Origin of the sequence: Bacteroides cellulosilyticus (assembly GCF_020091405.1) — a bacterium.
Taxonomy (GTDB): Bacteria; Bacteroidota; Bacteroidia; order Bacteroidales; family Bacteroidaceae; genus Bacteroides.
The window spans coordinates 3,633,387-3,649,074 of record NZ_CP081903.1 but is presented as its reverse complement, the minus strand read 5'-3'; the positions used below and the strand labels follow the sequence as shown (position 1 = coordinate 3,649,074).

14 protein-coding genes are annotated in these 15,688 nt (G+C 36.3%); all 14 read left to right on the top strand.

Annotated elements, in window-relative coordinates; all coding sequences use genetic code 11:
- Positions 1-342: 342 nt before the first annotated feature.
- Positions 343-2,085 (top strand): hypothetical protein, encoded by a 1,743-nt coding sequence (locus tag K6V21_RS13195; protein ID WP_224318898.1) that lies wholly within the window; start codon positions 343-345, stop codon positions 2,083-2,085.
- A 25-nt stretch (positions 2,086-2,110) separates the two neighbouring features.
- Positions 2,111-2,680, top strand: coding sequence for a hypothetical protein (locus K6V21_RS13190; protein WP_217715944.1), 570 nt, complete (start codon positions 2,111-2,113; stop codon positions 2,678-2,680).
- Positions 2,681-2,844: 164 nt separating this feature from the next.
- A complete protein-coding gene (locus K6V21_RS13185) occupies positions 2,845-3,207 on the top strand; it encodes a DUF3244 domain-containing protein (protein WP_224318897.1) in 363 nt (120 codons plus the stop codon).
- Positions 3,208-3,331: 124 nt separating this feature from the next.
- Positions 3,332-3,865, top strand: coding sequence for a hypothetical protein (locus tag K6V21_RS13180; RefSeq protein ID WP_224318896.1), 534 nt, complete (start codon positions 3,332-3,334; stop codon positions 3,863-3,865).
- The gene (locus tag K6V21_RS13175) at positions 3,858-5,957 is read left to right on the top strand and encodes a glycosyltransferase (RefSeq protein WP_224318895.1); all 2,100 of its coding nucleotides are present in this window, start codon (positions 3,858-3,860) and stop codon (positions 5,955-5,957) included. The genes K6V21_RS13180 and K6V21_RS13175 overlap by 8 nt, the downstream gene beginning before the upstream one ends.
- 14 nt (positions 5,958-5,971) lie before the next feature.
- A complete protein-coding gene (locus K6V21_RS13170; protein ID WP_224318894.1) occupies positions 5,972-6,196 on the top strand; it encodes a TIGR04149 family rSAM-modified RiPP in 225 nt (74 codons plus the stop codon).
- A 268-nt stretch (positions 6,197-6,464) separates the two neighbouring features.
- Positions 6,465-7,049 (top strand): energy transducer TonB, encoded by a 585-nt coding sequence (locus K6V21_RS13165; RefSeq protein WP_224318893.1) that lies wholly within the window; start codon positions 6,465-6,467, stop codon positions 7,047-7,049.
- A 34-nt stretch (positions 7,050-7,083) separates the two neighbouring features.
- The gene (locus K6V21_RS13160; protein ID WP_224318892.1) at positions 7,084-8,229 is read left to right on the top strand and encodes a 6-bladed beta-propeller; all 1,146 of its coding nucleotides are present in this window, start codon (positions 7,084-7,086) and stop codon (positions 8,227-8,229) included.
- A complete protein-coding gene (locus K6V21_RS13155; protein ID WP_224318891.1) occupies positions 8,226-9,500 on the top strand; it encodes a radical SAM peptide maturase in 1,275 nt (424 codons plus the stop codon). Before K6V21_RS13160 ends, K6V21_RS13155 begins: the two co-directional genes overlap by 4 nt.
- Before the next feature lie 3 nt (positions 9,501-9,503).
- A complete protein-coding gene (locus tag K6V21_RS13150; protein ID WP_224318890.1) occupies positions 9,504-10,715 on the top strand; it encodes a TIGR04150 pseudo-rSAM protein in 1,212 nt (403 codons plus the stop codon).
- Positions 10,716-10,758: 43 nt separating this feature from the next.
- Positions 10,759-12,966 carry a peptidase domain-containing ABC transporter gene (locus tag K6V21_RS13145; RefSeq protein WP_224318889.1) on the top strand — a complete coding sequence of 736 codons (2,208 nt, stop codon included), beginning with the start codon at positions 10,759-10,761 and terminating at the stop codon, positions 12,964-12,966.
- 14 nt (positions 12,967-12,980) lie between these two features.
- Entirely contained in the window at positions 12,981-13,958 is a 978-nt protein-coding gene (locus K6V21_RS13140; protein WP_224318888.1) for an HlyD family efflux transporter periplasmic adaptor subunit, read from the top strand.
- A 3-nt stretch (positions 13,959-13,961) separates the two neighbouring features.
- A complete protein-coding gene (locus K6V21_RS13135; protein WP_224318887.1) occupies positions 13,962-14,906 on the top strand; it encodes a hypothetical protein in 945 nt (314 codons plus the stop codon).
- 124 nt (positions 14,907-15,030) lie between these two features.
- A complete protein-coding gene (locus K6V21_RS13130) occupies positions 15,031-15,684 on the top strand; it encodes a galactosyltransferase-related protein (RefSeq protein WP_224318886.1) in 654 nt (217 codons plus the stop codon).
- Positions 15,685-15,688 lie beyond the last annotated feature (4 nt).

Here is a 15,688-nt window from a genome sequence, read left to right as displayed (position 1 = left end):
TTACCAGAAAACAAAAAAACGCAGAGATATATGCATGCTCTGCGTTTTTTTTGTATCCTTACACCAAATTCGCTTTGTCTTAGTTAAGTAATTACCTAGTAGTAGTCGAGCAATTACTTACTAGTAGTTGGGTGATTACTTACTAGTAGTTCGCCAACTACCTATGGGTAATTTATGCAGCATTTAAACCTGTAAAAACAAAAAACACGCCTTGCCCCAAAGATTATGGATGAGAAATAGGAAAATGGCATAATTATAGCAGGCAAATGAACCATTTCTAAACATAGAATAAAATAATTGTTCCCACCTTTGTCTATTGAATTTACATTCAAATCAAGTATTATGAAAAATAGACAAACTGCTATCTTATATATCTTATTATGCTGTGCATGCCTTTCTTCGTGTCAGCGTGATAATACTGCCAAACTATTGGAGTTGGCAGAAGCCCAGATATGGGAAAAGCCGGATTCTACTTTACAGATACTGGAACAAATCTCTTCGCCGGAAAAACTCAAAGGAAAAGAACAGGCGGACTATGCCTTGCTACTGACACAAGCAAAATACCGCTGTAACATCTTGGCACCTTCAGATTCTCTGATAAATATTGCAATCAATTATTATAAGGAAAAAGAAAATGCCGACAGAAAAGGAGCAGCATATCTGTACAAAGGGAGCGTATTGAATGAGTTGCACGAATCCGAAAAGGCGATCCAGGCATACAAACAGGCAGAAGAGTGCATACCGAAAATGACGGATACTCATCTGATTGCACGGATATATAGTGATTTGGGATATTTGAATCAAATGGAATTGAATTACGATATAGCTAAAACATACTATAAGAAATCGTTATCTATCAATAAAGCAGAAAAATATTTATCAAATAGCACCAACGATTTAATTAATCTAATGGGGATATATATTTCATCTGATTACCAGAATAAACAAGATAGTGCTGAATGGTGTACTTCAGAACTTCTAAACATAGTCTCAAAAGTAGGCTCTAATATCCAAGCCAAAATATTCCACAACATAGCGGTACAAAAAATGTATAAGGAAAAATATACTGAAGCAGAGATATTTCTACAGAAGTTGAAAGAAGTTTCAAATGGAAAACTTAGTTATAAAGCACTATCCGTATGGGGAGAACTATATATCAAAATGGGACATAAAGAAAAAGCTGACAGTTTATTATATGCGGCTTTGGGAACATCTGATTTAACTGTAAAAGTGAATATCTATTCTACATTATATAAACAAGCAGAAGAGGATAAACAATATAAGAAAGCTGTTGGGTATCTTAAAAAATACACTGCAGTTATTGATTCCGTTCGGGATGAGCTAAAAAGTACGGAAATCAGAGAATTACAACTAAAATATGACAAGTCCATTACCCTCAGGCAAAATGCCGAAATACGAATGAATTGGTATCTCACTATTGCTATTGGATTCTTAATAGTGATAGCATTAATATCCCTCTATTTTTATAGTCTGAAAATATATAGGAAACAAAAAGGAAAAGAGTTATCCCAACAAAAACAAGGGTCTATCAAGTTACAAGAGCGGATAGATGTCCTCCAAACAATGGTAGAAGAAAGCGAGAATCTACACAGCCTGGAACGAGAAGAGGCTTTAAATAAAATCATAGACTTACAGAATGAAAAAGGAGAAAAAGATACACGTATAAAGCAGCTGGAAACCATGTTCCGGGCAAAAGACATCTCCGTTTCATCAGCAGATGCCGAAGCGTTACAAACATTCCTCAGAATTACGGAACAAAAAGAATATACTCCGGCTGCAAATAGAGATAATCTCCACCACTGGCTGGATATCACCCATCAAAACTTTGCAATCCGTTTGAATGACAAATACCCCTCACTCACCGGACGTGAAAAAGACATTTGTTACTTGACAGCTTTAGGCTTACCTCTTGATACTGTCGCACAGCTTCTCAATGTACAACCTCGAAGCATTGAACGGTACATCAGCCGTATATGCGAAAAGTTCGGCTTTTCAAAAGGGAGTAAAGAAAGCTTTATCGATTTTATAATGGCATATGCACATAATAGATATAAACATACATAATATTATAAATTTAACCTTAAAGAAAATGACTGAAAAAGAATTAGCTTTATTACGTAAAGCACTCATGCAATCTCAAAACTATCTGGAATTTGGTTCCGGGAACAGCACTTTGTTGGCTACAGAAATAGAGACCATTAAGCATATAACAGTAGTAGAATCTGATGCCTCTTTCTGGAATGAGAAACTCTTAAATATACCCTCCATAAAATGCGGTGTATATACCAAACGTATAAAACCATTACTAATCAACATAGGGCCAACTGGTGAATGGGGATATCCCATAGACAATAGTAATCAAAATCAATGGCCACTATATTCATCCTCAGCCTTTCATGAAAAGACATCATACGATTTAGTATTGGTAGACGGACGTTTCAGAGTAGCATGCATATTACAAGCTTGTCTGCACTGTTCCCCAGAAACCAGAATCATGATACACGATTTTTTTAACCGCCCTATTTATTTTGTTGTGTGTCCCTTTTTAAAATTAGAAGAGCAAGCTGATACATTAGGCATATTCACCATAAACAAAAGAAAAAATTCTAGAATATTAAAAGAATACATATCTATATACGAGAAACTACCTGGTTTTTGATATCACTTCCACCAAAAGAGTTCTTATTTTGTCGCAAAAACCACACAAGAGCTAATGTAACAAATTAATCTACAACAAATTATATAATCTCACAATATTTCCAATTTCTATGATAATGTTCCTTTTTTCTATCTAATTTTGTCACAAACCAAAAAATAAATATTATGAGAACAGTAGTTTTATCGATTTTAATATTATTCAGTCTTCCGATTTATAGTATCGTTTCAGATGAAGCAAAAGATATTAAGATAAAAGGTGAAATAGAACTAGCACAAACCAAATCTTTATCATTTCCTCTTAAAGCATATCTAGAAGAGAATGCTGTATTCGTGCAATTCTACATAGCCATGACTGATGTTACAATTACACTTACCAGTTCTGAAGGTGAAACAGAAAGTCGTACGGTTTCTTTTACTGAATTCCAGACAGAAGCATTTTATATAGATCATCCTTCACAAGGCATGTATCACATTACGATTACAACGCCTCGTGGAACAAATCTATATGGAACATTTTATATAAAATAAATAAACCATAAATCTTTCTTTCTCGCAATTGTATATGCCGTATAATTCATCCATAAAACAAATAACAGATTACCAGATACTAAATGGAGGTTTCTGTCTAAATCCAAGTCTTCTTGAAGGAAAAATGGGTATAGCCTTATTCTTTTTCTTTCAGGCACGATATACCCATAACAACTGGTACGAAGATTTTGCCGGAGAATTATTGGATGATATATGCGATAATCTTCACATAGGTCTTCCCATTACTTTTGCAGATGGATTATGCGGCATTGGTTGGGGAATTGAGTTAATGAAAAGGCTAAATTTCATAGAAGGAGATACAGATGATATATTATGTGACATTGACCGGAAAATAATGGAACGTGATGTACGTAGAATGTCCGATATGACTTTTGAATATGGATTGGAAGGTATTGCAATATATGTGCGAAGCCGCATTGATAGTGTCAGAACAATAAAAAATAACCAACCTTTTGATTCTTCTTACCTGAAAGAGTTGGAAGAGGCTTGCCAAAGAAACAACATTCTGCTGTATTCCATGCAATATAATACAGATTCTACATGGAATCGGATATTAGATCTATTAGCAACTCATCCCTTTTCGAAGGAAAAAAGTTGGAAAAGAGGATTAGTAAAACTAAGAACCATTTATGAATAATATTAAAGTCAGCATATTAATCCCGGCTTACAATGTAGAAAACTACATTGAGGAATGCCTTCATTCTCTAAAATGTCAAACATTAAAAGAGATAGAAGTGATTATTATTGATGATGGTTCTACAGACAAGACGGGTGAGATAGCGGAAATGTATGCCCATTCCGATCAGCGTTTCCGTGTTGTTCATCAGTCAAACAAAGGATTAACCCAAAGCCGCAACGTTGGTTTATCTCTGGCACGAGGCAAATACATTGGTTTTGTAGACGGTGACGATTATGTGTCCAAAGACGCCTTCGAACAATTGTTTTTACGTGCCGATACCTATTCGGCTGACATTGTCCTCGGCAGCGTTCTATATACCTATGAAGATGGCACCTCACACCGGGTAGGCGATAAATCCGCAGTTTTTCAATCCTATCCCGGAACGATGGAAGGAAAACAATGTTTCAAGTTATTAATGAAAACAGGATGCTATATACCTATGGTATGGAGTAACTTGTACCGACTGGAATTTATTCGACAGAATCAATTACACTTTGAAGCTGCCTTTCATGAAGATGAATTCTTTATGCCTTATGCACTATTTTTTGCCAAGAAAGTTATTGATATTAATATTGATTTTTATTTCTACCGCCAACGGCAAGGCTCTATTATGCATAGTGACCGCAACCTGATAAGGCGTTCCGAGTCTCTTTTTTTCATAAATTCAAGATTGAAGGAATTTATAAAAGAAAAGGTAAATGGTAAAGAATGTGACGAAACAGAACAAGCGTTTCTATTACAAGCGGATTCCTTATACGAACGTGCCCAAAATCTATACGAAAATGAATTAAGTACCTCTTCAAAGAAATGTTTGTTCATTATTTCAGAAGAGAGTGTAGCAGGAAAGTATGGAGTAGGCACATATATCAGCCAATTGACCCAATGCTTTGATCTTTCAGCATGGAACCTGAATGTAATTATTTTGCATGCTCGTTCCAAAGAAGTACAGTGGAAGATAAAAGACGGAATTGCCTATTACGAAATACCAATGCCGGGCAAAATGCAATATTACAGTTCATCCTTGGATGAAAAACAATATTATAGAGGGGTATTTTACTATTTAGCTTCACGTCTCACATTACCTAAAAAAATCTATTGCCATTTCAACTTTGCTATCCATCATGATTTAGCTTTGCTATTCAAAAAGAAATTGCAGGCCAAAATTGTATTCACTCTTCACTATACTGATTGGAGCTTTGATTTATTGGGAGATCAGGATTGGCTAAAACAAATTTTAGCCAATCCTATAGGAAACAAAGATAATCAGGTAAAGAAAACTTTTGAACGAGAAAAGGCATTTATGATGGAGTGTTGTGACTATGTAGTAACAATAGCTAACCATTCTTATAGAATGCTGAAAGAACTTTATGAAATCCCCCAAGACAAATTAGTCTTTGTTCCAAATGCTCTAAAAGATGAATATCAACCAAGAAATAAAGAAGAACTAAATTCTTTGCGAAAGAAATACGGATTTAATGATAATGACAAAATAGTATTATTTGCGGGTAGAATTGATTTAGTAAAAGGTTTTGCAGAATTGATAAAAGCCGTCAAATTAGTACAGAGAGAGATTCCTAATACAAAATTGGTTATAGCCGGAAGTGGAAATTATACTCTTGCTTTCAGTACTGCCGCTCCATGTTGGTCAGGATTGGTTTTTACCGGATTCCTCCCTAAGGAGCAGCTATATGACTTGTATGCCATAGCAGATATTGGAGTAGTACCTTCTAAACATGAGGAATTTGGATATGTAGCTGTTGAGATGATGATGCACAGGCTTCCGGTTATTGTCAATAATACGACAGGACTGAAAGAAATAGTAGAAAACGGAGAATTGGGTACTGTGTTTGAATATGGGGAGAATTGGGATGTTAAATCATTGAAAGAAAAGATTATCAGCTATTTAATTAGTGAGAAATCGAACAGTCAGATGACAAAGGAAGCTAGAAATAAGGTTTTAGAGTGTTATTCATTGGATTCTTTCTGCAGGAGAATTCATGATATATACAATCACATGGAAAATCCATGTGATACTTATCTTAACAATTAAAAAACATCTAAAGTATGAAGAAACTTAAAAAAATTTCTTTGCAGAATCTTGCTCAAGACGAGATGGCAGAAAGAGAACAAAACATGCTTAAAGGTGGGGCTTGTGCTTGCATTAGCGTATGTCTCTGCTCCTATGCTGGTCCTCAACAAGGGCCTAATGATTCTTATTATGGAGGATCATCTACGCATGCTAATGGAAATGCCAATGATTCACAAAGTACATCTAGCAACTCCAATTGATTTGTTACTTAACATTTCAACCGCATGCATGAAGTGACCTGCCATCTTATCAGCTTTATCTTTTAGCAGATAAGATCTGTTGGATTATCAATAAAATGGTATCTATATGAAAAAATCTCTGTTAAAAATACTTTCTCATTTTTATTAGTGAGTGATTTTTCAACAGAGAATTTTTTCAATACATGAAAATCAAAAATTATTTATGCGATTCTTCATTTCAATGAATATGAACGTATATCTATAAAAAATTGTTATAAAACATATTTGTATGAAAATATTAGTACTTAAGAATGCACGGTATTGTTTTTGTATGTTTTTCCTCACAATTACAGTAATAGGTTGTACCGGAAAATCAAGTAAGCAAGCAGATGTAAAAACAGTTCTATCAGACACGTTAACAGATGAGGCTTCTACAACAGTTCTTGAAGAAAAAGGTTATACTATTGATAGCAGCAGAAAAGAGAAAAAGCCGGTAACTGCTGATTCTCAACAGAACAAGCCCCCCCAAAGTAATATAGTTGAGTCAAAAGAGATAGATTTGAATAAAATCTACGAAGAGTCTGAAGTGGTAAGAGCATTTCCTTCTTTAAATAACTCCCAACTTCTTGATTTTATCAGTAAACACTTCAAATATCCAGATATAGAGCCTGTTAGCGGCAAAGGAAGGGTTGACTTGATCGTAGAAAGAGATGGCGCCGTTTCAGATGTGATAATCGTTAAAGGCATACATCCTGCTATAGATAAAGAATTTATCAGAGTACTTAAATTATTACCCAAATTTACTCCAGGCAGGATAAACGAAACCCCGGTACGTTCTAAATACGGAGCACCTATAAATGCCAGTGCTATGTAAAATCTTCAATATGAAGCTAAATAAATAAGAAAATATGAAGAATATAAAAGGATTTAAAGTCGCAGTAGCCTTATATACAGTTTTAGTAACGGCAAGTTGCAGCACTTCCCCTAAAGGTGACGGCACATTGACATTTGTCGAGTCTAATGAGAACGCACTGACTGTTTGTCACTTTGATCAAGTAAAAAATACCATTAATATTAACTTAAGCGAATTGGTGGAAGATCTCAAAATCATACGCTTTGAAAATACAGATAACGCTTTCTTCAAAAGCTGTAACCTATGTATTACGGATCATTACATAGGTATTCGCCAATCTGAGAGTCTGCCTTTCTTACTTTTTGACCACAATGGAAAATTAAAATGCCAAGTCGGAGCTATAGGAAATGGTCCGGGGGAATATTCACAAACTATTTATGATGAAGCTATTAATGAAAAAACTGGAGAAATATATTTATCCTTTTTCTTTTCTTTACCCAAGGTTTTAGTGTATAATACTGACGGAAAATTTGTACGCGAAATTGTCACCAAAGAAAAACTGAGCAAACCGAAAGTAGAGGTGGATGACAATGGAGACATAACCATTATTCACATGCCTTTCACATACAATAAGGAAAAATTCCTCGCTACCGTATATAACAAAAACGGTTTATTTAAACAAGAACTAAAGCCTACTCCTAACTTTTTGCAGGAAAACTTCAATCAAGATATATTTGCTTACCATAATGTTCCTGAATTCAGCTTCTGGCTGTCCTCCTGCGACACACTTTTCCACTATGACAAGAATGCTAACAAAATCTATCCCAAGTTCAAGATGGATTTTGGTAAAGTGTCCGAAACTCCACTGCACATTTATAATGAGTTGCCCGGCTATTATCTGACTGCCATGCTATGGGACAAGGGTATTATAGCAGTGAATAAAGAAAAGCAAACTTCAAATTACGCCCGACTGATAAATGACTTTTTCGGGCACATGGAGGCTCCAATGTTCAATTTCAGTAACGGATGGTTCTATCAGATGTTTGAGCCGGGACGTCTAATTACTCAAATAGAAAAACGCCTTGCCGACAGCGACTGTTCTGCCGAGGATCGCAAACAGTTGGAAACAATGTTGGAATCCATTGATGAAGAAGGCAATAACATCTTGTTTATGGGCAAACTAAAGCAAAAGGGGAAATGAAAGAAGAAAGAATGAATGATAGGTTTCAATTAGTTGATGCCAATCAGATAGAACATAATCTGATACACTTGAAGCAATTGGTCTTTGAGGTTACCGATGCTTGCAATTTAAGATGCAAATATTGCGGCTATGCAGATTTCTATCAGGGATATGATGAACGGATAAATAAAATGCTTCCTTTTAAAAAAGCACAATTAATCATAGATTATTTACATGATTTATGGAGAAAAAGCTATGTAAAAGGAACTTCTTTTCCCATATCAATTAGCTTTTATGGAGGAGAGCCATTGCTGAATGTACCGTTAATCAAACAGATTATATCTTATTTGGAATCACTCGACTTCGTAGGAAAAAAGTATTTCTACAACATGACTACAAATGCGATGTTGCTTGATAAGTATATGGATTTCATTGTAGAAAAAGATATTCGTTTACTTATTAGTTTGGATGGCGATGAAGAAGGACAAAGTTACAGGGTTGACCATACCGGTCGTAATTCTTTCTCGCGAGTTATTCACAACATCAAATTATTACAAGAAAAATATCCGGATTATTTTGATAAGTTAGTTCAATTCAACGCTGTTTTACATAATAGGAACAGCGTTGAAGCGACCTATCGCTTTATTAAAGACAATTTTAACAAATCCCCCAGAATTGCCCCTCTAAACAATTCAGGTATTAAAGATGATAAAAAGAAAGAGTTTATAAATACTTATAAAAATGTTTCTGAAAGCCTCAAACAAGCGCATAACTGCGAGGCTTTAGAAGCTGAAATGTTCATAAGCGCTCCTGATATACATCAGTTGGCCAATTATATTTTCTTTGAAACCAACAATGTATATAACACTTATAACGAATTGTTTCTAGATAAAAATAAATTAACCGTTTTTCCTACAGGAACATGTACTCCTTTCTCTAAAAAAATGTTTATTACAGTAAACGGGAAAATCATCCCTTGCGAACGTATAGACCATGATTTCGCTGTAGGATTCATACACGATGAATATATTGATTTGAATTATGAATATGTTGCAGATAGACATAACCATTTTGTACAAAAATATAACAAACAGTGCAGTGTTTGTGCTTTGTACAAGAACTGCATGCAATGTGTATATCAAATTGATGATATCAGAACAAACGAAACAAAGTGCCTGAGTTTCTGTCCGATGAAGTCATGGACTCACAATGCTACAAAGCAGCTAATTTATTTGCGAAAGCATCCGGGAGCTTATCAAAGGATTTTAAATGAGGTATCTATAAGATCATAGACTATGAAAAAGAATTGGCTAACACTTAATAGTGAGACTTTCCTATGGCTTAAAGGAGAGGAAGGATTACTGTACAATACATTGAATGCAACGTCTTTCCATTTTGTGAATACAGGGGAAGTGAAAAAAATAGGTAATGAGTTGCTGAAGGCTGACAATTTGTATTCAGTAATGGTATCTGATAATCAGCTTCAAGATAAAAAGACAGTTGCATGGATTGATTCCATTATAACTAATAACATGGGATGCCTTACAAGAGAAGTAACCTATGAGGAACGTCCTATTTCGTTGATGCCTATCTTAAAAGTTCAGGATAATACACAACGTTATGTATGGGAACACAATAGAGGCATTCAGGGTACTATACTTGATAATTTGCATGAAGTTTTCTTCTACATCAATGGGACTGCCAATGGTGAAAACGAGTTATACAAACAGATTATATATCCATTAAAGATAAATGAAAGTTTAGATTATCGTGATATCATAGACTTCTGCTACAATAGCAAGAATCCTTATTTAACGCGCATTTATCTCATTGGTTCTCTATTTACATATCCTTCTTATTCTATATTACTGAATGAGCTACATCAACTGCATATTCAATTAGTGATAACTGTTACTGATATAGATTATTTGCATTACATGCAAGCATATACAGATTTGACAATGCAGGAGGATACCATTGTACAAGTAATGGTTAAGAACATAAACCGTATGGAAGAATTGTTGGTTAATCATAATAAAATAAATGTGTGTTACTACTTCCTTGTTGCATCAGAGGCGGAATATGAATATGTTTTAGATACAATAGAAAGGGATAACAAAAAATTAGATTATCAAATAATTCCCATAGTGAAAGACAATCTTGATTTCTTCAGGAATTTAGTATATCTGGATAAAAAAGAACTTACTGAGATACCCCTTACCAAACGAGATATTTTTGTCAGACAAAGTATAAACCTTAATGATTTCGGAAGATTAACGGTATTATCTGATGGTCGTGTCTATTCAAATATCAATCATCCCTCACTGGGTACAATTAAAAACTTACCAATAGATCTTGTTTATAAAGAGTTTACCAAAGGGCAATCCTGGTTTAATGTACGTAAACAAAAACCTTGTTCCGACTGTATTTATCAATGGCTTTGTCCATCTCTATCCAATATTGAATTGGCGATTGGAAAGCCCAATCTCTGCTTGATAAAAGAGTGAAATACATAAATCGTTGGTTAGGTTTTAAATCTTGGAATTAAGAATGAAAATTGCATTTCCCCATTATTTCCAACTTGATGCGATGGACTGCGGCCCCACCTGCCTACGGATGATTTCCCATTATTACGGAAAAATCTATTCGTTACAAACTTTGCGCGACCGCTCTTTCATTACCCGTGAAGGAGTGTCCATGCTGGGTATTAGCGATGCTGCCGAATCTATAGGTTTCCGCACATCAGGCGTACGTATTTCTTTTCAACAGCTAATTGAGGATGTGCCACTTCCATGTATTCTACATTGGCAACAAAGACATTTCGTAATATGCTATAAGATACGAAAAAAGAAAAAAAAACACTTTTTCCATATTGCTGATCCGGCAACTGGCCTAGTCACCTACCATGAAGAAGAATTAAAAAAATGCTGGTTATCAACAAAGGTTGATGGAGATGAGAAAGGAGCTGCATTGGCTCTGGAACCTTCACCGGATTTTTATAGCCAGGAAGATGAACCGGAAAGCAAACAGAGAAAGCTTTCATTTTTCCTGCAATACCTTACACCCTATAAAAAACAACTGTTGCAATTGATACTTGGCATGCTGACCGTCAGTTTGTTGCAATTGATATTCCCGTTTCTCACACAATCATTGGTAGATGTCGGCATCCGGGATGGGAACCTTAATTTCATCACCTTAATTCTCGTAGCTCAACTGATAATATCCATCTCACAGCTGTCTGTAGACTTTATCCGCAGTTGGATATTGCTGCACATGAACACACGTATAAACATCTCTCTCATATCTGACTTCTTAGCCAAGTTGATGAAGTTGCCTTTACGCTATTTCGATACCAAAATGATAGGTGACATCATGCAACGTATTGGGGACCATAACCGCATAGAAACATTTCTGACCGGATCGTCCATAAGTACCTTGTTCTCATTCGTCAATTTCTTCATTTTCGGCTTTATTCTGGCTTATTACAACCTGATTATCCTAGGTATTTTCCTCCTCGGCAATTCGCTGTATGTAGTATGGATTCTCTGTTTTATGAAGTATCGCCGGGAACTGGATATACGACGTTTCTCACAAGCATCCAGCGAACAAAGCAGCCTGATACAGCTGGTAACAGCCATGCAGGAAATAAAACTGAACAACTGTGAGAAACAGAAGCGGTGGCAATGGGAACGTATTCAAGTAAAATTATTCAAAATCAGTGTCAAGGGACTGGCTTTGGGACAAGTACAACAAGTAGGTTCTGTCTTTTTCAACCAAACAACCAATATCATTATTTCATTTATAGCTGCCAAATCAGTAGTGGAAGGGCAAATGACATTGGGTATGATGATGTCTCTCACCTATATCATTGGCCAGCTTAACGGCCCTATAGGTGCTTTCATCGGATTCGCTCGGCAACTGCAAGATGCTAAAATCAGTTTGGAAAGATTGAACGAGATACATGAAAGGAAAGATGAAGAACAGGATATTGCATCCAAACAACAAATACTTCCGATGCAGAAAAACATCACAATCACTCATGTATCTTTCAGCTATAGCGGTTCCGACCGCGACTATGTACTGGATGATGTCTGCCTCAGCATACCCGAAAAAAAAGTGACTGCCATCGTTGGTGCCAGTGGAAGCGGAAAAACGACACTGGTAAAGTTGTTGTTAGGATTCTATTCCCCGCAAAAAGGAGAAATACGATTAGGAGATACTTCTCTGGAAACTATTAACCCACATTTATGGCGATCGAAAAGTGGAGCCGTAATGCAAGACGGATTCATTTTTTCGGATACGATAGCCAATAACATTACCGTCAGCGAAGAGCAGATTGACCTTGAGAGACTAAAGCATGCAGTAACTGTAGCCAATATCCGCGACTTTATAGATTCTCTGCCTTTAGGATACAACACTAAGATAGGAATGGAGGGAAACGGAGTCAGCCAAGGACAAAAACAGCGGTTACTTATTGCACGCGCCGTATATAAAAATCCTGATTTCCTATTCTTTGATGAAGCAACCAATGCCCTGGATGCCAACAATGAGAAAGAGATAATGGAACATTTAAACAAGTTCTACCAGGGCAAGACTGTTGTTGTAGTTGCTCATCGTCTCAGCACCGTTCGCAATGCCGACAAGATAGTAGTACTGGATAAAGGGAAAATAGCCGAGGAAGGAACTCATCATGAACTCACTGCCCAAAAAGGGAAATATTACCAATTAGTAAAAAATCAACTGGAACTTGGCAGTTAACATAATATCAAAGTATGGGAGAAGACAATATACATAAGGAAATTGAACTGAGAAGCGAGGAAGTGCAGGAAGTGATGAATCATATCCCACCATCTATTCTCCGCTATGGCATTTCCGTCTTACTGGGCATCTTGCTCATACTCTTGATTGGCAGCACATTTTTCAACTATCCGGATTCGGTAGAAGCAGAAATGACACTTACCACGCAAGCACCGCCTGCATACATCATCGCCAAAACAGCAGGAAGGATAGAGCAACTGTATGTAACGAATAAGCAGGCTATCCATGAAAAAGACATTATCGGTGTAATACAAAATACCGCCACAACAGAAGACATATTCTACTTACAGGAAAACCTGAAAGCATGGAAAGCACAAGGTTCGCAAATTGAGCAGACGGACATTCTGTTTTTCCACAGAATCCCTGAGTTGGGAGATACACAAACGGCCTATTCTTCCTGTATGCTTGCCTGGGACAATTATCTGCAACACATGAAGGAAGACAGAATCTATGAGACGGAACTTCTGAACACCATAGCCTCCCTGCAAGTAGCATTGTCTGAATGGGAAAAGAACTATCTGTTGGTAAGTCCGGTAAACGGTACGGTAGCCTTCATGCAACCATGGGAAATGAGCCAAACCGTTGAAAGTGGTGAAACCATGTTCGTAGTCATTCCTCAAAATGCAACAAGACCCATAGGAAAAGCTCTTCTCCCAATGGATGGAATCGGCAAGGTAAAAACAGGACAACGGGCAATCATCCGCTTCCCCGCGTTTCCGGAACAAGAGTTCGGCTTCATAGAAGGAAAGGTTGTTTCAATATCTCCGGTACCTGACCAAGAAGGATATTATGTACTGGAAATATCTTTGCCACACAATCTGAAAACAAACTACGGAAAAGAACTGCCATTGATAAAAACCATCAAAGGCACAGCCTCCATAGTGACAAAAGAGAAAAACCTACTTGAAAGATTATTGAATCTAAAACTGTGATATATGAAAAGAGAACTAGTTGATGATGTTTATAAACGCTTGATTAACGAAGACCGGAAGTGCCTCCCACCCTACTTGAAAGGCGGACTAATGGAAATATGCATATTTATGGCACTCTATTCAGAATATAAGAATAACAGAAAAGCCAGAAGTTTATCTGCAACAATGCTGCTTGAAGTTATTAATGCCACCAATAAATTGCCCAATCGCTTGTTTGACGGGAAAATAGGTATAGCATGGGGAATGAAATACTTATCCAATAATGAAGTATTAGAAGAAAATAGTATTACCACCAATATGCACAAGGTAGTGTGGAGCGACTATTTATACCAAAGTATAACAATGCCAATCTACCTGCCTGAAAAAGAGCCTCTATTTTCTATCGGCATTTACCTGACACAGTTGTTCAATCAAGAAGACTCGCTCCAAAGATACGTTATAGAAGAGAGACTGCTTGCATTGATAGACGAATGTGACAGACTGCTGCATTGTACGATAAAAGATATATACTCTCCCATGGATATATCTTTACCAATGCTTCACTCCATTCTCTTCTTTCTAAAAAAAATGGATAAAGAGCATATTTATCCATATCAAACACAAAATCTAATAAAGTCAACAGAGAATATATATCATCAAATCAAAAACAAAGTGCCATTGGATGACTATATTTACCATGCACTTATCAAAAGTGTAAATAATTTGCCCCAAAATCATACAATAAATTTCTATATAGAGTTTTTAGGCAACTTAGGCTTTTATAGCCTGCTATATAGCCAGCCGGAGATTTTTAATACAGCCTTGGAACAGCTCAACGAGCAAACTCCTTCTTTTCACTACGAAGTTACACAAATAATCAGGAAGGGAAATATCAGTATAGAAACACTATGCGGATGGGGATTCGGCTTATTAATCCACACAAAGCAAGAAGATTATGAGGAACAGTAAGAAAATAAATTTGGAGAACTTGACATTCTGCATTCCCGTGCGTATAGACTCCTCGCATAGAGAACGTAATCTATTGACCATTTTGAAATTTTATGCACAAAATATCCGCTGTAATTATATAGTAATGGAAGCAGATAAAGAACAGCATCTAAAAGAGTTGCCTTCAATTGAAGGATTGGTTTATCACTTCATATACGATGAAAACCCGACATTTCATAGAACATACTATATCAATAAAATGCTGGCACAGACCACCACAGAGATAGCCGCCATTTGGGATACGGATGCCATTGCTCCTATTACTCAACTGAGTAAGGCATACAAGACAATCATTGAAGAACAGGCGACTATGGCATATCCTTATGACGGCTGTTTTTGGAGCATTAACGAATTCTTTTCTTCACTCTTTTGCAAGAACTTAAAAATTAGTCTTTTAGAAAAGTCCCCTATGATGAAGTTCCTGATGTGTGGTTACTATTCTGTAGGAGGAGCTTTTTTGGTTAATGTCAGACTGTATAAAGAATGTGGATGGGAAAATGAACATTTCATAGGATGGGGACCGGAGGATGCGGAACGCTATAAAAGATTGATGATTCTTAACAAGAAGCCGATAAAAATACCGGGGGCTCTATACCACCTATACCATTCACGAGGAAATAATAGCAGTGATGGTAACGAGCAAGTGGCATATATAACTAAAAAAGAATACTGCCACGTATGCAGTATGCAGCCTGATGAGTTGAAAGAGTACATTAAAACATGGAACTGGATAAAATAATAAA

What these genes read in the sequence shown, in the direction of transcription:
- K6V21_RS13195 (WP_224318898.1), top strand. Translation starts at nt 343, where the DNA reads ATGAAAAATAGACAAACTGCTATCTTATATATCTTATTATGCTGTGCA.
- K6V21_RS13190 (WP_217715944.1), top strand. Translation starts at nt 2,111, where the DNA reads ATGACTGAAAAAGAATTAGCTTTATTACGTAAAGCACTCATGCAATCT.
- K6V21_RS13185 (WP_224318897.1), top strand. Translation starts at nt 2,845, where the DNA reads ATGAGAACAGTAGTTTTATCGATTTTAATATTATTCAGTCTTCCGATT.
- K6V21_RS13180 (WP_224318896.1), top strand. Translation starts at nt 3,332, where the DNA reads ATGGGTATAGCCTTATTCTTTTTCTTTCAGGCACGATATACCCATAAC.
- K6V21_RS13175 (WP_224318895.1), top strand. Translation starts at nt 3,858, where the DNA reads ATGAATAATATTAAAGTCAGCATATTAATCCCGGCTTACAATGTAGAA.
- K6V21_RS13170 (WP_224318894.1), top strand. Translation starts at nt 5,972, where the DNA reads ATGAAGAAACTTAAAAAAATTTCTTTGCAGAATCTTGCTCAAGACGAG.
- K6V21_RS13165 (WP_224318893.1), top strand. Translation starts at nt 6,465, where the DNA reads ATGAAAATATTAGTACTTAAGAATGCACGGTATTGTTTTTGTATGTTT.
- K6V21_RS13160 (WP_224318892.1), top strand. Translation starts at nt 7,084, where the DNA reads ATGAAGAATATAAAAGGATTTAAAGTCGCAGTAGCCTTATATACAGTT.
- K6V21_RS13155 (WP_224318891.1), top strand. Translation starts at nt 8,226, where the DNA reads ATGAAAGAAGAAAGAATGAATGATAGGTTTCAATTAGTTGATGCCAAT.
- K6V21_RS13150 (WP_224318890.1), top strand. Translation starts at nt 9,504, where the DNA reads ATGAAAAAGAATTGGCTAACACTTAATAGTGAGACTTTCCTATGGCTT.
- K6V21_RS13145 (WP_224318889.1), top strand. Translation starts at nt 10,759, where the DNA reads ATGAAAATTGCATTTCCCCATTATTTCCAACTTGATGCGATGGACTGC.
- K6V21_RS13140 (WP_224318888.1), top strand. Translation starts at nt 12,981, where the DNA reads ATGGGAGAAGACAATATACATAAGGAAATTGAACTGAGAAGCGAGGAA.
- K6V21_RS13135 (WP_224318887.1), top strand. Translation starts at nt 13,962, where the DNA reads ATGAAAAGAGAACTAGTTGATGATGTTTATAAACGCTTGATTAACGAA.
- K6V21_RS13130 (WP_224318886.1), top strand. Translation starts at nt 15,031, where the DNA reads ATGGAAGCAGATAAAGAACAGCATCTAAAAGAGTTGCCTTCAATTGAA.